Here is a 17,697-nt window from a genome sequence, read left to right as displayed (position 1 = left end):
AATAATGCTCCTGCTTTTATTGACTCAAATTTAAATATTTTTACCAATTTATTTGGCTTTTAACACAGCACCTCTACCACAATAAAAAAATAGGAGCAGACAATCTGCTCCTATTTTTTATTTATATTGATATGAGGATTATCATTTCCCCACCGAAATCATATTAGCAAACAGCCTGTACGCTCCCGGTACGCCGGCAGGCAGTTCTCTGAAAAACGCTAAACCTGTAAACACGAAGTTTCCTTTACCGTATTTGGCGTATAGCACGCTTCCCTCCTCTTCTCTTTCACCTGCATCATGCATCGAGAAAATAGTCTCGTATTCTTTTGCCCACTTATCAGCAAAGTACAAACCTCTTTCCTGTATCCAGCCGTCAAAATCCTTCGTTGTTATTTTGTTGGGTGCATTTAATAATGCATGAGCAGGTTTCAAGAATGTTACTTCGGCAATTTCGTCCGTCACCCGTCCGCGTCCGATACCGAAATTATATGGCCCGATTTCCTTAACTTTCGACACTCCATAGAACGCATTGGTCTGGTATTGAGTAACCACATTGCCCCCATTCTTTACATAATCCATCAGTTTATCTTGAAAAAATTTCAGATGCTCTTCCGTATTATAGGCACGTACCCCCACAATAATGGCATCATAGGTAGATAAATCCTTACCTAATTCAACAGGAGTAAGCATCGTAACCTGATACCCGATTTGCGTTAAAGCAGCAGGTACTTCATCACCGGCGCCGGCAATGTAACCGATTTTCGTACCTTTTTTCTTCAAATCAATTCTGATAGCCTTCGCCTCAGAGACAGGATACAAAGTCAGCGTCGGAATATGCTTGTAATCAACAGTAGCTATCCCGCGATTATAAGTACCTGAGGATGTTTTCACAACTGCTTTCAGACTCACCTCTGAAGCTGTAGCCGATGGATATACTTTAAAACTCACCATCTTCTCTTCATTTTTATCCTTCAATTCAAAGTTGATAGCGGCCGGCTCGATTCTCCATCCGGCAGGCACTACTAATGAGACACTACCCGAAACATTTTTCTTACCTGCTTTCACCATTACCTTCACATCCTTAGGCTGATTATCGGCAAAGGCATATACTTTTTCGTCAATGTTGGCCATTACCTCCGGACGAACCTCAAAATAACGATAGATTTCACCGATAGATGGTTCTACAAACTTATAGGTTAGCGGTGTCTGAAAACTGAGTGCCTTGCCAGCAATGGTAAAGGTGTAGTCACACACTAAATCAGCAGGCTTGACGGGCAGGCCCCTCAATAACTGATCTTTCACCTTGTAGAATCCCTTTTCTTTTTCTTCCATTAACCAGTAGGGCTGTGTAATAGGTGTGCTGGTTGGAATAACCAAATCAAAATTCTGATTCACCGGATTATTATAAACCAGTTTCAGATTCAAAGTAGAATCCTTGCCTGTACCTTTGAAACTTACCTTATCTAAAGTAATATTTAGATTGGAACGTGAAATGACGTTCAGATTGACTTTTATTTTATCTCCACCGGCCACTGAATAATCAGCAGGGTTGGCCTCAAACCATAGTCCACTGCAAGCCAGAATCAGATCTTTTACTTCGTTTTTCTTGTAGGTAGTCCATACATTTTCATCCAGTCCGTCAATCGTATTATAGATGTTAATCAGCGCAGGAACAGAAGCCGAAGGATTCTCTACCTTGAAATCGGCCAATAGTTTATTCACCATGCCTTCTACTTTATCACCTCCGTTTACTCGTTTCCAGGTCATATCAATGCCATCAAACAAATCATTCTTAGCAGGCTCTCCTACTTTGTGCATGGCATAATCAACTCTTTGTCCACGCGTGCGGGCAGAACCAAAACCCTGGCTTTTGTGCATGCTGCGTGCTTCGGCGGCAATTTCAGTATAAGATTTTCCGAGCAGCGCATTATAGTTGCCCAATTCAATCTTAATGAAGCTCCCTTCTTCAGGCGTGTTATTCTGAAAATTAGGCGAGAAAGAATTCCAGACCACCCGTTTTACCTGCCATGGTTTTACGAAAGCCAGTTGTTCCGGAAAACGAGTCGGGTCGGCGGCGGCCTTAAATGCCTCTTCCGACAAAACTGCCGATGCAGAATGGTGACCATGCCCTGCTCTTGCATCCGGCGGGAAACGATTGACCATTATATCAGGTTGGAAATTCCGTATTCTCCACACAAGGTCAGAAAGAATCTGTTCCTTGCCCCAGGTTTTCAGTGCTTCATCGGTAGTTTTAGTAAAGCCGAAATCGTTGGCTCTGGTAAAATACTGTTCACCGCCGTCAATGCTTCTGGCGCCTAATAACTCGTGCGTGCGCAGATACCCTACATATTCTCCCTGTTCGGCACCTATCAGGTTTTGTCCGCCGTCTCCTCTGGTCATGGCTATATAGCCCGCACGAACCATTTTCTCTTTCGACAACCAGGTAATAAAAAGTGTGTTTTCATCATCAGGGTGAGCAGCTACGTAAAGTACATTACCCACTACATTGAGCCTTTTCATGGCCTGAATAATCTCTCCTGTGCTCATTTGTTTCGTCTGACCGAAACTAATCACTGAATAAAGTACAAGAAATGTAATCAGGGTTTTCTTCATTGGTTTTAAAATTTGCACAATAAAATCAGGTTAGGATGGTTAGTTAAATTCATTTAAAAACTTGGTAATCATTGCGTTGGAAAGTTAATAAAGATTTTATTGATGACGAAATTAAATTGACCACAACTACAGACCCACATAGGGCTATAATTACCAGTACTCAGGTACGACAAAAGATATAAAATACAATAAAAACTTAGTTTAGTAATAAATTATTCATTTTTTAGGTAAAATGTGTGTCTGTAAACAATTGATAATCAGCTTATTGATTCGGCCCTTCCGAATTTTCAAATGTTCCGATTTTCTAATTCAACTTCTTATTGTAAATTTGCACACTTTCATAAAAAATACTTACTAAACTCAAAATAGTTCATTATGGATTCACAGATTGTCTACCTTGTTCCGGCGTTCGGAATAATCGGATTACTTTACACTGCTTGGCGATTTAATTGGGTATCTAATCAACCGACCGGAGATGCCAACATGCAAAAGCTTTCAGGCTATATAGCTGACGGAGCCATTGCATTCTTAAAAGCAGAATGGAAAATATTGGCTTATTTTGCCATCCCTACGGCCATCATTCTGGCTTGGTTGGGTTCCAGTGAAGGCACTCCCGAATCCCCTATTCATTCTTCCCCTATCATTGCTGTTGCATTTTTAATCGGCGCTATTTTCTCTGCCGTTGCGGGTTATATCGGTATGAAAGTCGCAACAAAAGCTAACGTACGTACAGCACAAGCGGCCCGTACTTCATTAGCTAAAGCATTGGAGGTATCATTTACCGGGGGTTCTGTAATGGGTATGGGTGTTGCAGGCCTTGCAGTGTTAGGTTTGAGCGGTCTTTTCATTATTTTCTATAATATTTTTGCACAAGGTGAAGCGCTTACTTCTATTGGTATGAAAACAGCCATTGAAGTATTGGCCGGTTTCTCTTTAGGTGCTGAATCTATTGCCTTATTTGCCCGTGTAGGTGGTGGTATTTATACCAAAGCTGCCGACGTAGGCGCCGACCTTGTAGGTAAAGTTGAGGCGGGTATTCCGGAAGACGACGTTCGTAACCCGGCAACTATTGCTGATAACGTGGGTGACAACGTAGGTGACGTAGCCGGTATGGGTGCCGACTTGTTCGGTTCTTATGTAGCTACTATTCTCGCTACAATGGTACTGGGACAGGAAATCAGCGTAACCGATAATTTTGGTGGTTACTCTCCTGTATTACTACCTATGTTTATTGCAGGTGTAGGTCTTCTGGCTTCTTTGGTTTCAACATTCTTTGTACGTATCAAAAGTGAAACATCTTCAGTACAAAATGCTTTAAACCTTGGTAACTGGGCTTCTATCATTATTACTTTTATTGCTTCTTACTTTTTAGTTACTAATATTCTACCTGAAAACCTTACCCTTCGTGGCCACGAATTTACTTCAACAGGAGTATTTCTGGCAATTGTGGTTGGTTTAGTAGTAGGTGCTTTGATGTCAATTATCACTGAGTACTACACTGCTATGGGTAAACGTCCGGTATTATCAATCGTTCAGAAATCGGGTACTGGTCATGCAACCAACATCATTGGTGGTTTGGCTGTCGGTATGGAATCAACAGTGCTTCCTATCATTGTGTTGGCAGCAGGTATTATTTTCTCTTATCATTTTGCAGGCTTATATGGGGTGTCTATCGCTGCAGCAGGTATGATGGCTACCACTGCCATGCAGTTGGCTATTGATGCTTTCGGCCCTATTGCCGATAACGCAGGTGGTATTGCAGAGATGTCTCAATTGCCTCCGGAAGTTCGCGAACGTACCGATAACCTGGATGCCGTTGGTAACACTACCGCTGCAACCGGAAAAGGCTTTGCCATTGCTTCTGCAGCGCTTACATCACTGGCTCTATTTGCTGCCTTTGTAGGTATTGCCGGAATCGACGCTATTGACATTTACAAAGCACCTGTATTGGCCGGCTTGTTTGTCGGTGGTATGATTCCTTTTATTTTCAGTGCCCTTTGTATTTCTGCGGTAGGTAAAGCTGCCATGGAAATGGTAAATGAGGTTCGCCGTCAGTTTCGTGAAATTCCCGGAATTATGGAATACAAAGCAGAACCTGAATATGAAAAATGTGTCGCAATTTCTACTCAAGCATCAATCAAACAAATGATTTTACCGGGAGCTATCGCTCTTATCGTACCGGTTTTAGTGGGTTTTGGATTCAAAAATGTTTTTTCAGATACTTCATCAGCTGAAATCCTGGGTGGTTTACTTGCAGGTGTTACGGTATCGGGCGTATTAATGGGTATGTTCCAGTCTAACGCCGGTGGTGCGTGGGACAACGCCAAGAAATCATTTGAGAAAGGTGTGGTAATCGATGGTGAAACGTATTACAAAAAATCAGAGCCACACAAGGCTTCTGTAACTGGTGACACCGTGGGTGACCCATTCAAAGATACTTCCGGCCCATCAATGAACATCCTTATCAAATTGATGTCTATCGTATCATTGGTTATTGCTCCATACATTGCAGTGCCATCACATCATGCTACTGTTCCTGCTAAAGCCCCGGTTGTAAAATCGGTTTCAGCTCCTTCACAGGCTGATGTAGCTAAAGCGGAAGCCGTTGCTTCTGTGAAGTAATATAAAGCCTGTAAAGGCTTAAAATAAGCATTTTGAAGCCCTGTTGAGAAATCAGCAGGGCTTCTTTTGTTAATTAGTTTCAGGATGTATAATAGCCGGAGTGCCTGATTTATAATGCGTTTTGGTAGAGCCGCAATGCATTGCGGCTATCTGGCCTGGAAAACTGTTTTCAAGAATGAATCAATTCGACAATAACCTAATTTTACGTAGAGACGCAACGCATTGCGTCTCTACGACATTCGTCAATTGCCACGGTCATGGATAGCACATTACGGCCGTAAAACAACAAGTCCCGTAAAGCTTTCGCCTTACGGGACTTTATCTATTCAAAAAATCACATTTACTGTTAAACAGTGCAATGTCTTAGTTTTTGCCGATTACTTCATCGCCATATACTACGAATTGAGCCAAAGCTTCTTTGATTTTCTTGCGATTAGTCGCTGAATCGTTTTTCTCTTTCTCGATAGCCTCGAAATGCTCTGTCAACATTTTGCTTCTTACAAATTGTTTAATAGTAAAGCTTTTATGTTGATCGAATACTCCCTGCCATTCTGCACGTACATCAGCCCAGAACGGACTATGTTGTGCCCACCATTTTTTAGTTACTTCACAAGCTTTTTCATCAGGCAGACGACGGTAATCGTTCAAGCCTTTTTCTTGTACAAGAACAACGTCTTTACCGTCTTTTCTCAAAACTTTGTCGTTGTCTTGTTCGTGAAGATAACCATAATCCGTAACGTAAATTCTATTACCTCTTCTTAGTACATTATAATCTTTTCTTTTAGTATACTCACGACGTGGAAGCGGCGCATCTACTTTGCTTTCCCAAAGGTGTTTACCACTGGCATGTGACCATTGCGCAAAACCTTCGTAACGTGGACCGTCTTCTACTTCATACACTTTTTGTGACCAGCCTTTCTTTACTGCATTTTTTTCAAGCGGAGTGTATTTCCAGGTGCTTTCTTTATGGAAACTGAACAAATTCGGGTCTTCGAAAGTCCAGTCTTCACGCCAGTGTTTTACCACCATCGTATCGCCGATAGCCAAAAGGTGTTGAATAACAATTTTGTCTTTCGATTCTTCAACTACAAAAACATACTCAGTTCCTTTGGCATGATACTGACTGCTAAGCTTGTATTCTTTGTTTGAGCTAAAAGTTTCTGCATAATCAAATTTCACCTCGTGGCATCCGCATTGGCCTTTTATTGCAGCTACATCAGCAGATTTTTGTGCAAATGCACCAAAACATGCTAGCAGTAAAATAACTGTTTTCTTCATCTTTGTTAAATTTAAAATAATTGAATTATAGTTAAAAATGGATTTCCTTTTTTGAATTGTGAATTACAAATAGTGAATAAGTAAATATTTTGCGAATCTATTTAAATTTAATCTAAATAAAAATGATTTATATCAGTAAAAATAGTTTCGTGTTAATATATGGCTCAAAATACCCTGTTAATTCACTACTTTTCTCCCCTCACGCTTCGTGATTACACTTTTTAAAACAAACACACTTGAATCCGGCCTTTCTTACTGCACACTCTATTTCATCCTGTTTCACCATATCGGTATTGACAGTCAGTATATGATTAGCGCCAAAATCGATTCTGAACGATGAAACACCTACTTTCTTTAGCTCATCGCTCAGGCTCTGCAATGCATCCGGATTTTTGATATTAGTTATGAATTTCATGGCCAAAAGTTAAGTATGGGCATTGCCGCATTCAAACTTATTTTACCTCAATTGTGGTCTCAGTATGATAGCGAACCGACTCATACGACTTGTCTTTGTAAGTACCCGGAGTTTTATCAATCCACTCAGCCTCAATCAGGTATACCCCTTTGGTAGTAGGCACAAAAGACGTTCTGCCTCTTTCTGTAGTGATTTTTACTTTTTCCCAACCATCAGGGCTGATGATAGTCAATTTTGCTTTATCAGCAAGTGCACTGTTTTTAAACGCAATCAGGTTGATACCGTTGTCTGCCTCAGTGGCTACTACATCAAAGAAATTAGCCGATTTTGGAGCAATTGCTCCTTTACCAACTTTATAGTTGGTACGTAGGTACTGCATCGGGCGCACAATACCGAGGTTATGTTTGTTCCAGTCCTGTACTTCACGGGTTTCGTTGATACCCATCACCTGGTAGTTTCCTTCCGTTTTAGGAGTAAAAGTACCTTCCCAATGTGTTTCTGTCTGAACCGTCGGAACATCAATGCGATTACCGGCTTCGTCAATCACAAAGAGTTTTATTTCATTCATTTTATCAAGAGACTTGCCCTTCATTCTTCCCTGGTTCACGTATTCGCCATAGAAAATCTGAATTTTGGCCGGTTCTCCGACTTTTCCTGAACCTTTTACTTCTAACCAATAGCCATGAGCCATTGAAACAAAAGGCATCAGTATAAGCGCCAATATTGCGAGTTTATTTTTCATGAGTTTATTGTTTATTATAGATTTATTAAAATATTAGCTGAGTGAAAATTCTTTTCGCCAGTTGTTCAGAGTAATAACCAATAGTACATTTACTACCAGCACAAAGCTTAGCAATACTACTTGTGATAGATTAGAAGGCTCGCGTATAATTGTCTCAACCACATGCAAGGCATTGGCTAATCCTAATACAACAGCCAGTATTAACGAGAACACCCGAAAACCTTTAGACGAAACATAGGCTGTCAATACCGCCATCAAAAGTGGAAGTATTTCAAGCACTATTCTTATTAAATGCATAGAAAGCGGTGTTTCGCCCGTAGCATTCTTCATCTTTATATCTTCACCGAAAATGGCTCCGGATAAATGATAGGTGGAATGGAAAATATAGCCCACCACAATAAGCAGCCAGAAAAGAGCTATTTTATTGATATTGCTCATGAGTATTTAGGTTTTAGGATATCAGATGTCTGGGTGTTTTTTTTCTTTAAGGCAACCTTCGGGCTTTTCTTTCTTCTTCCCCACCATATATACACTCCTGTAACAGGTAAGCTGGCAGCCATCAGGCTGGCAAAAAATGCCAGTAATTTACCCGCAAAACCAAATACAGCCCCAACGTGAATGTCGTAATTCATCCGCATGATTTTATCTGCCGTTGAAATATCTTTCAGGCGGCCATAAGGATGTTTTACTGAAACTTCTTTTAGTGTATACTGGTCAAAATACCTGTAATCATGCTTCCAGTATACCTCGGTATCAGTAGTAGTAGCCGTTACTATGGTCGATTTTGAGGTTTCCGGTGGGTGTACTTCAATCGTTTGTGCATCCGGAGTTTCAACTTTTATTTTCTCATAGATACGGTCAATGGCAGGTACATTGGTTTTTACGGCAGTATTAGCCGAACCTGTCGACTCCGGCTCATAATACTCCATTTGGGTCTTTCCGCCCGATAGTGTAAAGTAATAGGCCTTAGAGAACCACTGAAAACCCCATACCAACCCTGTTATGGCCAGGAAGATGACTACCCAGGTCATATAGAATCCTAATACATTGTGCAGGTCATAATTAACCCTGCGCCACTTGGCATTCCATTTCACAGAGAATCTTTGTTTGGCGGCCGATTTATTCTTAGGCCACCAAAGGATAAGCCCGCTGATCATCAGAAAAACAAAAATGAGGGTGGCGGTTGCTACTACAGGCTGCCCGATCTCGTCTGGCAACCAAAGGTAGAAGTGCCCATCAAGTATGAACCGAAAGAAATCTTCGTCCATATTCTTTACTTTCAGCACTTCGCCTGTATATGGGTTCACATAGGCCAGGTAATAATAGGTTGGTTCGAAATGAAAGATTGTAGCAATGGCTGCTCTGCCGGGTCTCTCATAAGTTACGCTGTGAATCGCTTTGTTGGGCACGGCCTTCTCTACAATTGCCTTGAGTGTTGACGGAGGCAGCATAGGTTTATTCTGCACTTCAACATACCGGTATGCTTGCGTAAAATCCTGAATTTCGACCTGAAAGGCATAAATACAACCAGTGATACTAATAACAAACACCACTAGCCCGGACGTAAGCCCGAGCCAGAGGTGTATTTTACCTATTGCTTTTTTCAAAGACATGCGCTCTTAAAATTTGTAATTGATTGAAAGACGAAGATTTCTTTTCGCTTCCGCTTGCCAGTAGTAGAAATCGCTCCAGTTATAATAGGCACCCATATATAAATAGGCGTTCAGAATATTATTCACATTAAGCGCTACGGCAAATTTGTTAGCCTGGTAAGAAATGGCACCATCCATTTTGAAATAATTCGGCAGACCTTGTTTCGAGCCGTCGAACACGTACCATGACGAACGGCCTGTAATCAATTGCCCACCTAAAGATACACCAAAGCCTTGTAAACTACCGAATGTTGATTTATAACTTAACCATGCATTGGCTACATTTTTAGACGAACCCGGTGTTTGTACACCTACATTTTTCTCATCTGTATCTTTGGTCACTTTGGCATCGGTGTATGCATAGTTCAAAGTCAGGTCAAGTCCATGAACAAGCTGACCACGTAAATCAAATTCAAATCCTTTCACCTGTGTCTGGCCTAACTGAACCGAAAAGAACTGGTTGTTAGGGTCAGCAGTCAATACATTGTTTTTAGTAATGTTGTAAGCGGCAATAGATGAAGACCACAAACCGCCTAACCATTCACGTTTCAAACCGATTTCTTTATTATTACCCGTAATCGGGTCAAAGCTTCTACCCTGCGCATCGGCACCAGCTTGTGGTACAAACGCCTGGTCGAATACAGCATAAGCACTCGTGTTTTTATCTATCGAATAGCTCAGGCCCACACGAGGGGTAAATTTCTCTGATTTCACAAAACCCGAATACGGGTCATTGTTTTGTGCGCTGGTGTATCTTCCGGCCAATGTCAATCTCAGTTTATCCTGAAACAAACGTATTTCATCCTGTGCATAAAGCGCAGCATATTCTTGCGCATAATAAACACCTCTCTGGCGTAGGCTCAGACTTCTGTCATACTTAGGATACGCAGATGCAGGAACGGTTCCATGCACAGGATGATAAATATTGAAACCTTGCGGGCCAGAATAGGTACCGGCTTGCGCCCAGTCATGGTAAAAATCTTTCTGACCCATATCTAAACCGGCCAGAATACGATGGCTTAACGGACCTGTTTTTGCGTCGCCATTCACAAAAAATTGTCCGACTTTCGTAATACCCAGTACATCCCATATAGATGCACTTCTGATAAGTGTATCACCATTCGCCGAAAAACCTGTTGGCCACAGCGACTGCCCGATTTGCTTATAAGTCATATACGCCAGCTGCCCAGTTAATTTCCAGTTGCTGTTAAGGCTATGCGCTAATGTAAGGAAGAATGTGTTATCGTTGATATTCGACGGATCCATGTTCGGTTCTCCGGTGGTGGCATTCACAGGCAAGTCGGCCATTCCTTTTTTAGAAAAGGCATAGTTTGAACCGATGGCTGACATCTGGTTAAACTGGTAAGTATACTCGGCAGTTAACGAAGTATTCGGCGTAAACTGAAACTTCAACACCGGCGCTACAGATATTCTGTTGTTGTATTCAAAGTCACGGTGAGAGCCTTTGGTTTGACCCATCAGGTTCAGGCGATAAAGTATTTTTCCATCCTGACTCAATTTGCCATCCAAATCAAGGGTTGAGCGGTAAGTATTAAAGCTACCCACGGTCATTGAGGCTTCTCCCTTATTGATACCTGTAGGTTTTTTAGTTACTACGTTATAGAAACCACTAGGTTCGCCATTAGCAAGCATAAAACCTGCAGGGCCTTTAACAAACTCAATGCGTTCTACCATACTCATATCTTCTACTAATGGTCCCCAGGTCGACTGCACGTTCATACCGTTTCTGAAAGCGGCAATCTGCGAACCCCTCATGTTGATCTGCGCGTAAGTGTCCCAGTGTTCAACACGGGTAGCGCCACTCACATTACGGGTTACCCCTTCAAGCATATCGAAAATCTGCTGATCCTGAATTACCTGTTTGGTAATAATCTGAATATTTTGCGGAACTTCCAGAAGCGGAGTTCTTAAACGAAGAGAAATAGAAGGATAGTCGGTTACATATTTACTAGGATTAGCCGATACCACTACTTCCTGCAATTGATTTGCACTTACTTCCATCGTGAAGTCAAGCGTTACAGTCTCTCCATCCTTTATGCTCACCTTTTTTGTTTCGGCTTTCAGGCTTATAAAACTTACCTGAGCAACGTAATCACCTGCCTTAAGGCCAGTGAACTGATAATTTCCGTTTATATCTGTGCTGGTACCTTTATTAGTACCTTTTAATATAACATTTACAAATTCGGCTGCTTTGCCGTCGCTGGTACTTACTTTTCCTTTAAGTGTCGCGTTCTGAGCCAATGCCCATGAACCGCACATCATCATTAACATTGTAAAAATTGACTTCATTTTGTGGTATGTTGGTTTACTCATCATTAAAAATTTCACTGGTTACTATTGATGATGCAAATGTATGGCTTATTTAGACTAATTAAAAATAAATTCAGAAATTATTTGGATTAATTCTAAATAAGAATCACCTTTGTATCGGGCTCATCGACAAGATACCCGCACACAGGCTAAATACAAAAACTGATACTGCGCATGCAGGTTAGGAAGGAGGTAAAATGAAAGATATCAATTACGAGAAGGCAGTTGCCAGATTTCTTATTTTTTTGGAAGAAAAAGGTTTAAGAAAAACTACCGAAAGAATGATGATGCTCGAAGAAATCTATTCCCGCAACGATCATTTTGACGCCGAAGACCTCTACATGACAATGGTTGATAAAAAACAATATGTAAGTAGAGCTACTATATATAATAACCTGGAAGTTTTGCTTGAATGTGGCCTGATACGTAAAAACCAGTTTGGTAACAATGTAACCAAATATGAAAAAGCGGCCAATTTCAGACAACATGACCACCTGATTTGCCTGGATTGCCAACAGGTAAAAGAGTTTTGTGATCCCCGATTGCAGCAAATCCAAAAAATGATTGGTGAAATGATGCAATTTGATATTACCCAGCACGACTTACTCTTATATGGCCACTGCGAGAGAGAAAACTGTGAAAACAAAAAGGCACTCAATAATTAAGTCGTGCAATCAATGAAACAGTAGCATTAATCAAATACAAAATCATTGATTGCCATGAAAGAGCAAGCACACACACAAACAAACGAAGCATCGTTGATTCAGCAGGTAGTGGAAATTATGGGTTACATGCACAACCAGCGCGTTTTCTTAATCGGTAAGCCAATGATCAACCAGTTTAATTATCTGGTATGCGGCTATTCGGAAGGAAATTACAGCGAATTATTGCAAAAGAAAACTGTAAAAGAAGAAAATGACTGACGACAAACTGATGATACTTGCCTCTTGTGCGTACGGATACATTGGCAAATGCACCTGTTGTGAAAAATACAATATGGTTTTCAATAATCAGTTGTTTATTTTTCCGGAAGATGACCTGAGGCAATTCAGAAGGATTCTTGAAGATGACAGCACCGTGTTTGAAGCCAGAGATTTATGTTGCAATGGCCGGACAATGGGTATGCGAACACCTATGAATAATTTTTATCTGATGTTCACTCCCAAAGAGTTCGAACATTTCAAAAATATGCTTGATGATGCTTTCATCATGATTGAAGTGAACAAAGTACTGCAGTACTAAAAGATTCACCACACCAGGATTTTATATTTAAGTCGTAAATAACTGTCGTAGTAAGCAATCTTGTCACCATATTGAGTGGCAAGATTTTTTTTTCAAAATTACGCACGCAGTAACAAAAAACAACATGATTCTGAAAATTTCTACCTAATATAGACACAGTCTAAACAAATCTGTTTTGCTACCAAAAAAAAATAACGGACCGTTGCCAGCCCGTTATATATCTATTAGCTAAAATCTCAATTTTATTGCTGACGCAAAGAACGAGGAATGGCAATTACTGCTACAGGATTGCTGGCAGCATCAAGGGTTTTAACCCCGTCAATCTCACCAATAGCTCCTACTTTAATAGATTTACCTAAATCAAGATCCTTGATATCAACGTTTACATAATCAGGAATAAACTTCGCCGGTCCTTGCAAACGTAGTTTTTGCATTTTCTGAACCAATTTACCCCCTTTCTTTTGTCCTTCTGACGGACCGTGCAATTTAATTGGAACCGCCACCTTAATAACTTTATCAGGCGTGATTTCCATAAAGTCGGCATGAATAATCTGATCGTTTACAGGATGGAATTGTGAATCCTGCAAAATAGCTGTATAAACTTTGCCTTCAATATTGATACTTACTTCGTAAACATCTGGAGTGAACAATAGATCACGGAACAAATAAGCGGGAGCATAGAACGATACTTGATCGGTACCACCATACAATACACACGGAATCAATCCTTGCGCTCGCAGTTCCTGTGAGGCGTGGCGTCCGAGATTCGCTCTGTTATACCCTACAATCTCAGTTTTTTTCATTTTAGTAAAATTTAATTGATGAACCGGGTTCGGTTAGAATCCCAGGTTCTGTTGATAATTTATGAACAATGTGCTAATAGACCCGTTATCTCTGATCCGTCCGATGGCTTTTCCGAATAATTCGGCAACCGATAATACTTTGATTTTAGCATTATCGTAGCGCAAAGGAATCGTATCAGTTACTACTAATTCAGTCAGAACCGAATTAGATATATTTTCGTTGGCTTTGCCTGAAAGCACCGGATGCGTACAGAATGCACGTACCGACTTGGCTCCTTTCGACAAAATCAAATCCGCCGCTTTGCAGATAGTACCACCGGTGTCAATCAGGTCATCGACCAGAATCACATCCGCCCCTTCTACATCACCAATCAATTGCATTGAAGCAATCTCGTTGGCTTTTTTACGGTGTTTGTCGCAAATCACAATTTCGGCATCAAAATAAGACGCAAATTTCCGGCAACGAGCCACACCACCCACATCCGGCGAAGCAAACTTGATGTTTTCCAGCTGCTGCGTTCTCAGATACGGCACAAAAACCGAAGTGCCTTCCAGGTGATCAACCGGAATATCAAAAAAGCCCTGAATCTGTCCGGCATGTAAATCCATGGTCATTACACGGTCTGCACCTGCCGCAGTAAGCATGTTCGCAATCAGCTTGGCTGTTATGCCTACTCTCGGTTTGTCTTTTCTGTCTTGCCGTGCGTATCCGAAATACGGTATAACCGCACACACATAGTGCGCCGAAGCTCTTCTGGCTGCGTCAATCATCATCAACAGCTCCATGATATTATCACTGGGCGGAAATGTTGACTGCACCAGAAACACATCGCATCCTCTTACTGACTCATCAAAACTTACCGAAATTTCACTGTCAGCAAAACGATTGATGCTTACGCTACCCAAATCTTTGCCATAATAGTCGGCTACCCGACTTGCTAAATACCTTGATGTCGTACCTGAAAAAATCTTGACTTCTGCCATTTGTTTGTGCTTCGAAAAAAGATGCGCAAAGGTACGCTTTTTACTTAAAAAAACATATACACGTTTAGAAAATTTTCAAATTTTGTATAGATTTGCAATATTCATGGAATAATTAATAATAAAGTATACCATGGCACTTAAACAACAAAAACTGATGCAATTGTCATTACTGGACGATGTTCCGGAACTGAACAAAATATTCTTTCTGGATATCTTTGCTGAATCATATTATGACAACAGCAAAAAAAGAATGCGGCTGAGCACCATTAACGGACAGCAGGTACCTTGCGACATCAAAATCAGTTGTCCGTCAAAGCTGGTAGGCAGCTTTCCGGAAGGTACCATTTTTAAATTAGATGCCCGTTTAGTGCGCAAAAGTAATGGCAAACAACCGTATTTTGTAGCTATTAACCGTAATCGGCTACAAAGGGCGCTTGAATTTTTTGATTATAATCTGAAAATACAAAACGGTTTCGACTACGTCTTTCCTAAAAGGAACAGACCAGTAGCAAGGGTCGCAGCCCGGCTGTAATTTGTATCGCAGACAATTAATACAGGAATAATTATCTTCTCCCGCTTGTACTCATCACACTTGCCGGCCTGATTTTTTTTGAGAAAATACATTATTTCACACAGCGTTTTGACCGGTTATTTACGTCTTAATTGAAAGTAGTCTCCACTATTCAATCGTAAATTTCCAGTGATAACTCAGACAGCAGAAATTTACTTAAAAACCTTAACCAGAAAAAAGCTATTGACCTCGAATAGTTTGATGGAGGTTGTCGAAGACTGCCTGAAAGGCAATGAAAGGGCTATGAAAATCTTTTACGAGCATTTTCATGGGTTTGCTTTATCTGCGTGTTTGAGTTACTGTGAAAACAGAGAAGACGCTTTGGAAATAATGAACGACGGTTTCTTAAAAGTCTTCAGAAATCTCCATAAAATCGACAGTATTGAAAGTATTAAACCGTGGCTTCGCCGGATCATGATTAACGGAGCCATAGACCATTATAGAAAAAATATTCATAAACAATCAGCAGAATTAAACGATAACATTGCTGAACCCAATTATGGCGACGAATCCGTTTACGCCCGGTTGTCGTCTGAAGACATCATGCTAGCCATACAAAGCTTGCCGACAAACTATCGTGTTGTATTCAATTTGTATGCCATAGAGGGTTATTCGCATAAAGAAATTGCCGTAATGTTAAATATTGCAGAAAGTACTTCAAGAGCCAATCTTTCATTAGCCAATGGGTTACTTCGTCAAAAATTAACAAAAAGATTGTAGTCATGTCAGAAGAAGAAAAATTTCATAGGGTAATCAGGGAGAAATTGGAAAATTTCCAGCCGGGTTATTCACCGGATGACTGGAAGAAAATGCAGCGCAAAATAATGATTAGCAATATTTTACGCTTCGCTCTTCCCAGTGCTGTTGTATTAATGATTGGATTGGGTTATTATTTGTTTTCTTTCAATAATACCCCGGTAGTAAAACCGCTAGCTGTAAATAATAAGTCAGATCTTCCGGAATTAAAACCCGAAAAGGAACCGTCTACGGCTGCCATAGTTGATGTGATACCAGACGAACCCAAGAGGAAATCGAACATCGCCCCGTCTGTAGTTAAAGAACCGCTTATCTTAGAAACAAATACCGCCTCTTCAATTGCCAGTCTGAAAGTCAACAAGCTGGCCTCAAGAAAGATTACGACCTCTCCTGAAATACATAATGAGCTGGTGGACAAAGAAATACGGTTTCTGAATGCCTCTGCCATTTCTATGAGCGACAAAATCGCGAGGGTGCGCCAGTTGGGTAAAACCTATGAGCTTACCTCTTATCAGGCACTGGACAGGAATGCCGAAAAATGGAAGAATGTAGTAATCGTATGCGACATGACCTCAAGCATGTTTCCTTATACTACACAGGTTTTTGACTGGATAACCGAAAACTCAGTGAATACCAGTATTAAAGGTGTGGTTTTCTTTACCGATTGCGATAGCCTTGGGAATGAGACCAGAGGCAGACTACCCGGTAAAATGTTTATGGTTAAAGAAAAAGACGAAATGCAATTGTGGGACAATATGTTTGCCGCCATTAACAATACCGAAAACAATAAGGACAGAGCCGAAAATAACATAGAAGCATTGCTTTTTGCACAGAAGAATTTCCCTGAGGCAGATGAAATCATTATGATTGCCGATAACAGCAGCCCTGTGAAAGACATGAAGCATCTGTCGAAAATAAAGAAGAAAACACACATTATTTTGTGTGGAGAGACCTACAAAAAAGACCTGGCGTTTCAGTCAGATTATGTTCAGATAGCCAAAAAGACCAACGGTAGTATTCATACACTAGAAGACGACATTGAAAATCCTGACAATATTAAGGAAATGACGGTGATCAGGGTTGGTAAAATCTACTTCCAGTTTCAGAAAGGTAAATTTTATACCACTAAGCTTATATTCCGCCCTTAATTCTTAATTATAGCTTGGCATTTTTACTGAGTAATCATTTCACCTGCTTATCCGCTGACATTTCATCCATATTCTACTTCCCCGTTTATCTTCTTTATTAAACGCAACAAACGTTTAATGGCCTCTTTACTTTTATTACCGTCCGATAAAATTTGCAAACAATTTTAATTCACGAAGGTTCTTTTCACAAGGAATCGATGGTACCACATGATATTCTGTACCTAAAAATTGGCGAAAGAATAGCCGGTGTAATTAAAAATATATTAAAAGCTTAAACCTGAGCAACAATTTCCGGTCTATAAAACGTCTATATATAAGAGTCAATTGTTTTACTCCGGCAACTATAAAAAGAATTAAGATGAAAACAACAGCATTACTTAAAGATTCGAAAGGAAAGATAGTTCAAAAACAGTATCTGGAAACTGGCGGCCAACAAGAATTTGACGTAGATAAGCTGAAAGATGGCGTCTATTTTGTAGAACTACATATAGGAAATGGTAAGTCAGTTACTCACCAGGTGTTTATCAATCACTAAAAGTA

Annotated in this window: 17 protein-coding genes; 8 read left to right on the top strand and 9 right to left on the bottom strand. The window is 40.5% G+C overall.

What is annotated here, in order from left to right:
* Positions 1-141: 141 nt before the first annotated feature.
* Entirely contained in the window at positions 142-2,613 is a 2,472-nt protein-coding gene (locus AC1RRY_RS09960; protein WP_492815908.1) for a PIG-L family deacetylase, read from the bottom strand.
* A 375-nt stretch (positions 2,614-2,988) separates the two neighbouring features.
* On the opposite strand from AC1RRY_RS09960, the gene AC1RRY_RS09955 reads away from it, so the two are divergent.
* Complete coding sequence (locus AC1RRY_RS09955) at positions 2,989-5,235, top strand: sodium-translocating pyrophosphatase (RefSeq protein WP_492815910.1); 2,247 nt, start codon at positions 2,989-2,991, stop codon at positions 5,233-5,235.
* Between the two features lie 363 nt (positions 5,236-5,598).
* On the opposite strand, the gene AC1RRY_RS09950 is transcribed toward AC1RRY_RS09955, so the two are convergent.
* The 6 genes from AC1RRY_RS09950 to AC1RRY_RS09925 form a co-directional block, all read right to left on the bottom strand.
* The gene (locus AC1RRY_RS09950) at positions 5,599-6,513 is read right to left on the bottom strand and encodes a DUF6607 family protein (protein ID WP_492815912.1); all 915 of its coding nucleotides are present in this window, start codon (positions 6,511-6,513) and stop codon (positions 5,599-5,601) included.
* Positions 6,514-6,712: 199 nt separating this feature from the next.
* Complete coding sequence (locus AC1RRY_RS09945; protein WP_492815914.1) at positions 6,713-6,928, bottom strand: hypothetical protein; 216 nt, start codon at positions 6,926-6,928, stop codon at positions 6,713-6,715.
* A 37-nt stretch (positions 6,929-6,965) separates the two neighbouring features.
* Complete coding sequence (locus tag AC1RRY_RS09940) at positions 6,966-7,670, bottom strand: nickel transport complex, NikM subunit,transmembrane (protein ID WP_492815916.1); 705 nt, start codon at positions 7,668-7,670, stop codon at positions 6,966-6,968.
* A 33-nt stretch (positions 7,671-7,703) separates the two neighbouring features.
* The gene (locus AC1RRY_RS09935) at positions 7,704-8,108 is read right to left on the bottom strand and encodes a hypothetical protein (RefSeq protein WP_492815918.1); all 405 of its coding nucleotides are present in this window, start codon (positions 8,106-8,108) and stop codon (positions 7,704-7,706) included.
* Complete coding sequence (locus AC1RRY_RS09930) at positions 8,105-9,283, bottom strand: PepSY-associated TM helix domain-containing protein (protein ID WP_492815920.1); 1,179 nt, start codon at positions 9,281-9,283, stop codon at positions 8,105-8,107. The genes AC1RRY_RS09935 and AC1RRY_RS09930 overlap by 4 nt, the downstream gene beginning before the upstream one ends.
* A gap of 6 nt (positions 9,284-9,289) precedes the next feature.
* Entirely contained in the window at positions 9,290-11,632 is a 2,343-nt protein-coding gene (locus AC1RRY_RS09925; RefSeq protein ID WP_492815922.1) for a TonB-dependent siderophore receptor, read from the bottom strand.
* A gap of 218 nt (positions 11,633-11,850) precedes the next feature.
* Between AC1RRY_RS09925 and AC1RRY_RS09920 the strand changes: the two genes are divergently transcribed.
* Genes AC1RRY_RS09920 through AC1RRY_RS09910 form a run of 3 tightly spaced genes read left to right on the top strand, consistent with a single transcriptional unit; the run spans position 11,851 to position 12,895 of the window.
* Positions 11,851-12,318 (top strand): Fur family transcriptional regulator, encoded by a 468-nt coding sequence (locus AC1RRY_RS09920; RefSeq protein WP_492815924.1) that lies wholly within the window; start codon positions 11,851-11,853, stop codon positions 12,316-12,318.
* A gap of 54 nt (positions 12,319-12,372) precedes the next feature.
* Positions 12,373-12,576, top strand: coding sequence for a hypothetical protein (locus AC1RRY_RS09915; RefSeq protein WP_492815926.1), 204 nt, complete (start codon positions 12,373-12,375; stop codon positions 12,574-12,576).
* On the top strand, positions 12,569-12,895 hold the full coding sequence (locus AC1RRY_RS09910; protein ID WP_492815928.1) for a DUF6686 family protein: 327 nt from the start codon (positions 12,569-12,571) through the stop codon (positions 12,893-12,895). The genes AC1RRY_RS09915 and AC1RRY_RS09910 overlap by 8 nt, the downstream gene beginning before the upstream one ends.
* A gap of 242 nt (positions 12,896-13,137) precedes the next feature.
* Here AC1RRY_RS09910 and AC1RRY_RS09905 read toward each other — a convergent pair whose 3' ends face one another.
* Entirely contained in the window at positions 13,138-13,698 is a 561-nt protein-coding gene (locus AC1RRY_RS09905) for a 50S ribosomal protein L25 (RefSeq protein ID WP_492815930.1), read from the bottom strand.
* A 33-nt stretch (positions 13,699-13,731) separates the two neighbouring features.
* Entirely contained in the window at positions 13,732-14,682 is a 951-nt protein-coding gene (locus tag AC1RRY_RS09900; RefSeq protein ID WP_492815932.1) for a ribose-phosphate pyrophosphokinase, read from the bottom strand.
* 130 nt (positions 14,683-14,812) lie between these two features.
* On the opposite strand from AC1RRY_RS09900, the gene AC1RRY_RS09895 reads away from it, so the two are divergent.
* The 4 genes from AC1RRY_RS09895 (at position 14,813) to AC1RRY_RS09880 (ending at position 17,692) form a co-directional block, all read left to right on the top strand.
* Entirely contained in the window at positions 14,813-15,214 is a 402-nt protein-coding gene (locus AC1RRY_RS09895) for a hypothetical protein (protein ID WP_492815934.1), read from the top strand.
* 168 nt (positions 15,215-15,382) lie between these two features.
* The gene (locus AC1RRY_RS09890; RefSeq protein WP_492892853.1) at positions 15,383-15,973 is read left to right on the top strand and encodes an RNA polymerase sigma factor; all 591 of its coding nucleotides are present in this window, start codon (positions 15,383-15,385) and stop codon (positions 15,971-15,973) included.
* Positions 15,974-15,975: 2 nt separating this feature from the next.
* On the top strand, positions 15,976-17,157 hold the full coding sequence (locus tag AC1RRY_RS09885; RefSeq protein ID WP_492815938.1) for a hypothetical protein: 1,182 nt from the start codon (positions 15,976-15,978) through the stop codon (positions 17,155-17,157).
* A gap of 358 nt (positions 17,158-17,515) precedes the next feature.
* On the top strand, positions 17,516-17,692 hold the full coding sequence (locus AC1RRY_RS09880) for a T9SS type A sorting domain-containing protein (protein WP_492815940.1): 177 nt from the start codon (positions 17,516-17,518) through the stop codon (positions 17,690-17,692).
* Positions 17,693-17,697: the final 5 nt, after the last annotated feature.

Source organism: Emticicia sp. GW821-FHT11C11 (assembly GCF_058808615.1).
Note: the sequence above shows the minus strand (reverse complement) of the source record. Positions and strands in the feature narration are given on the sequence as shown.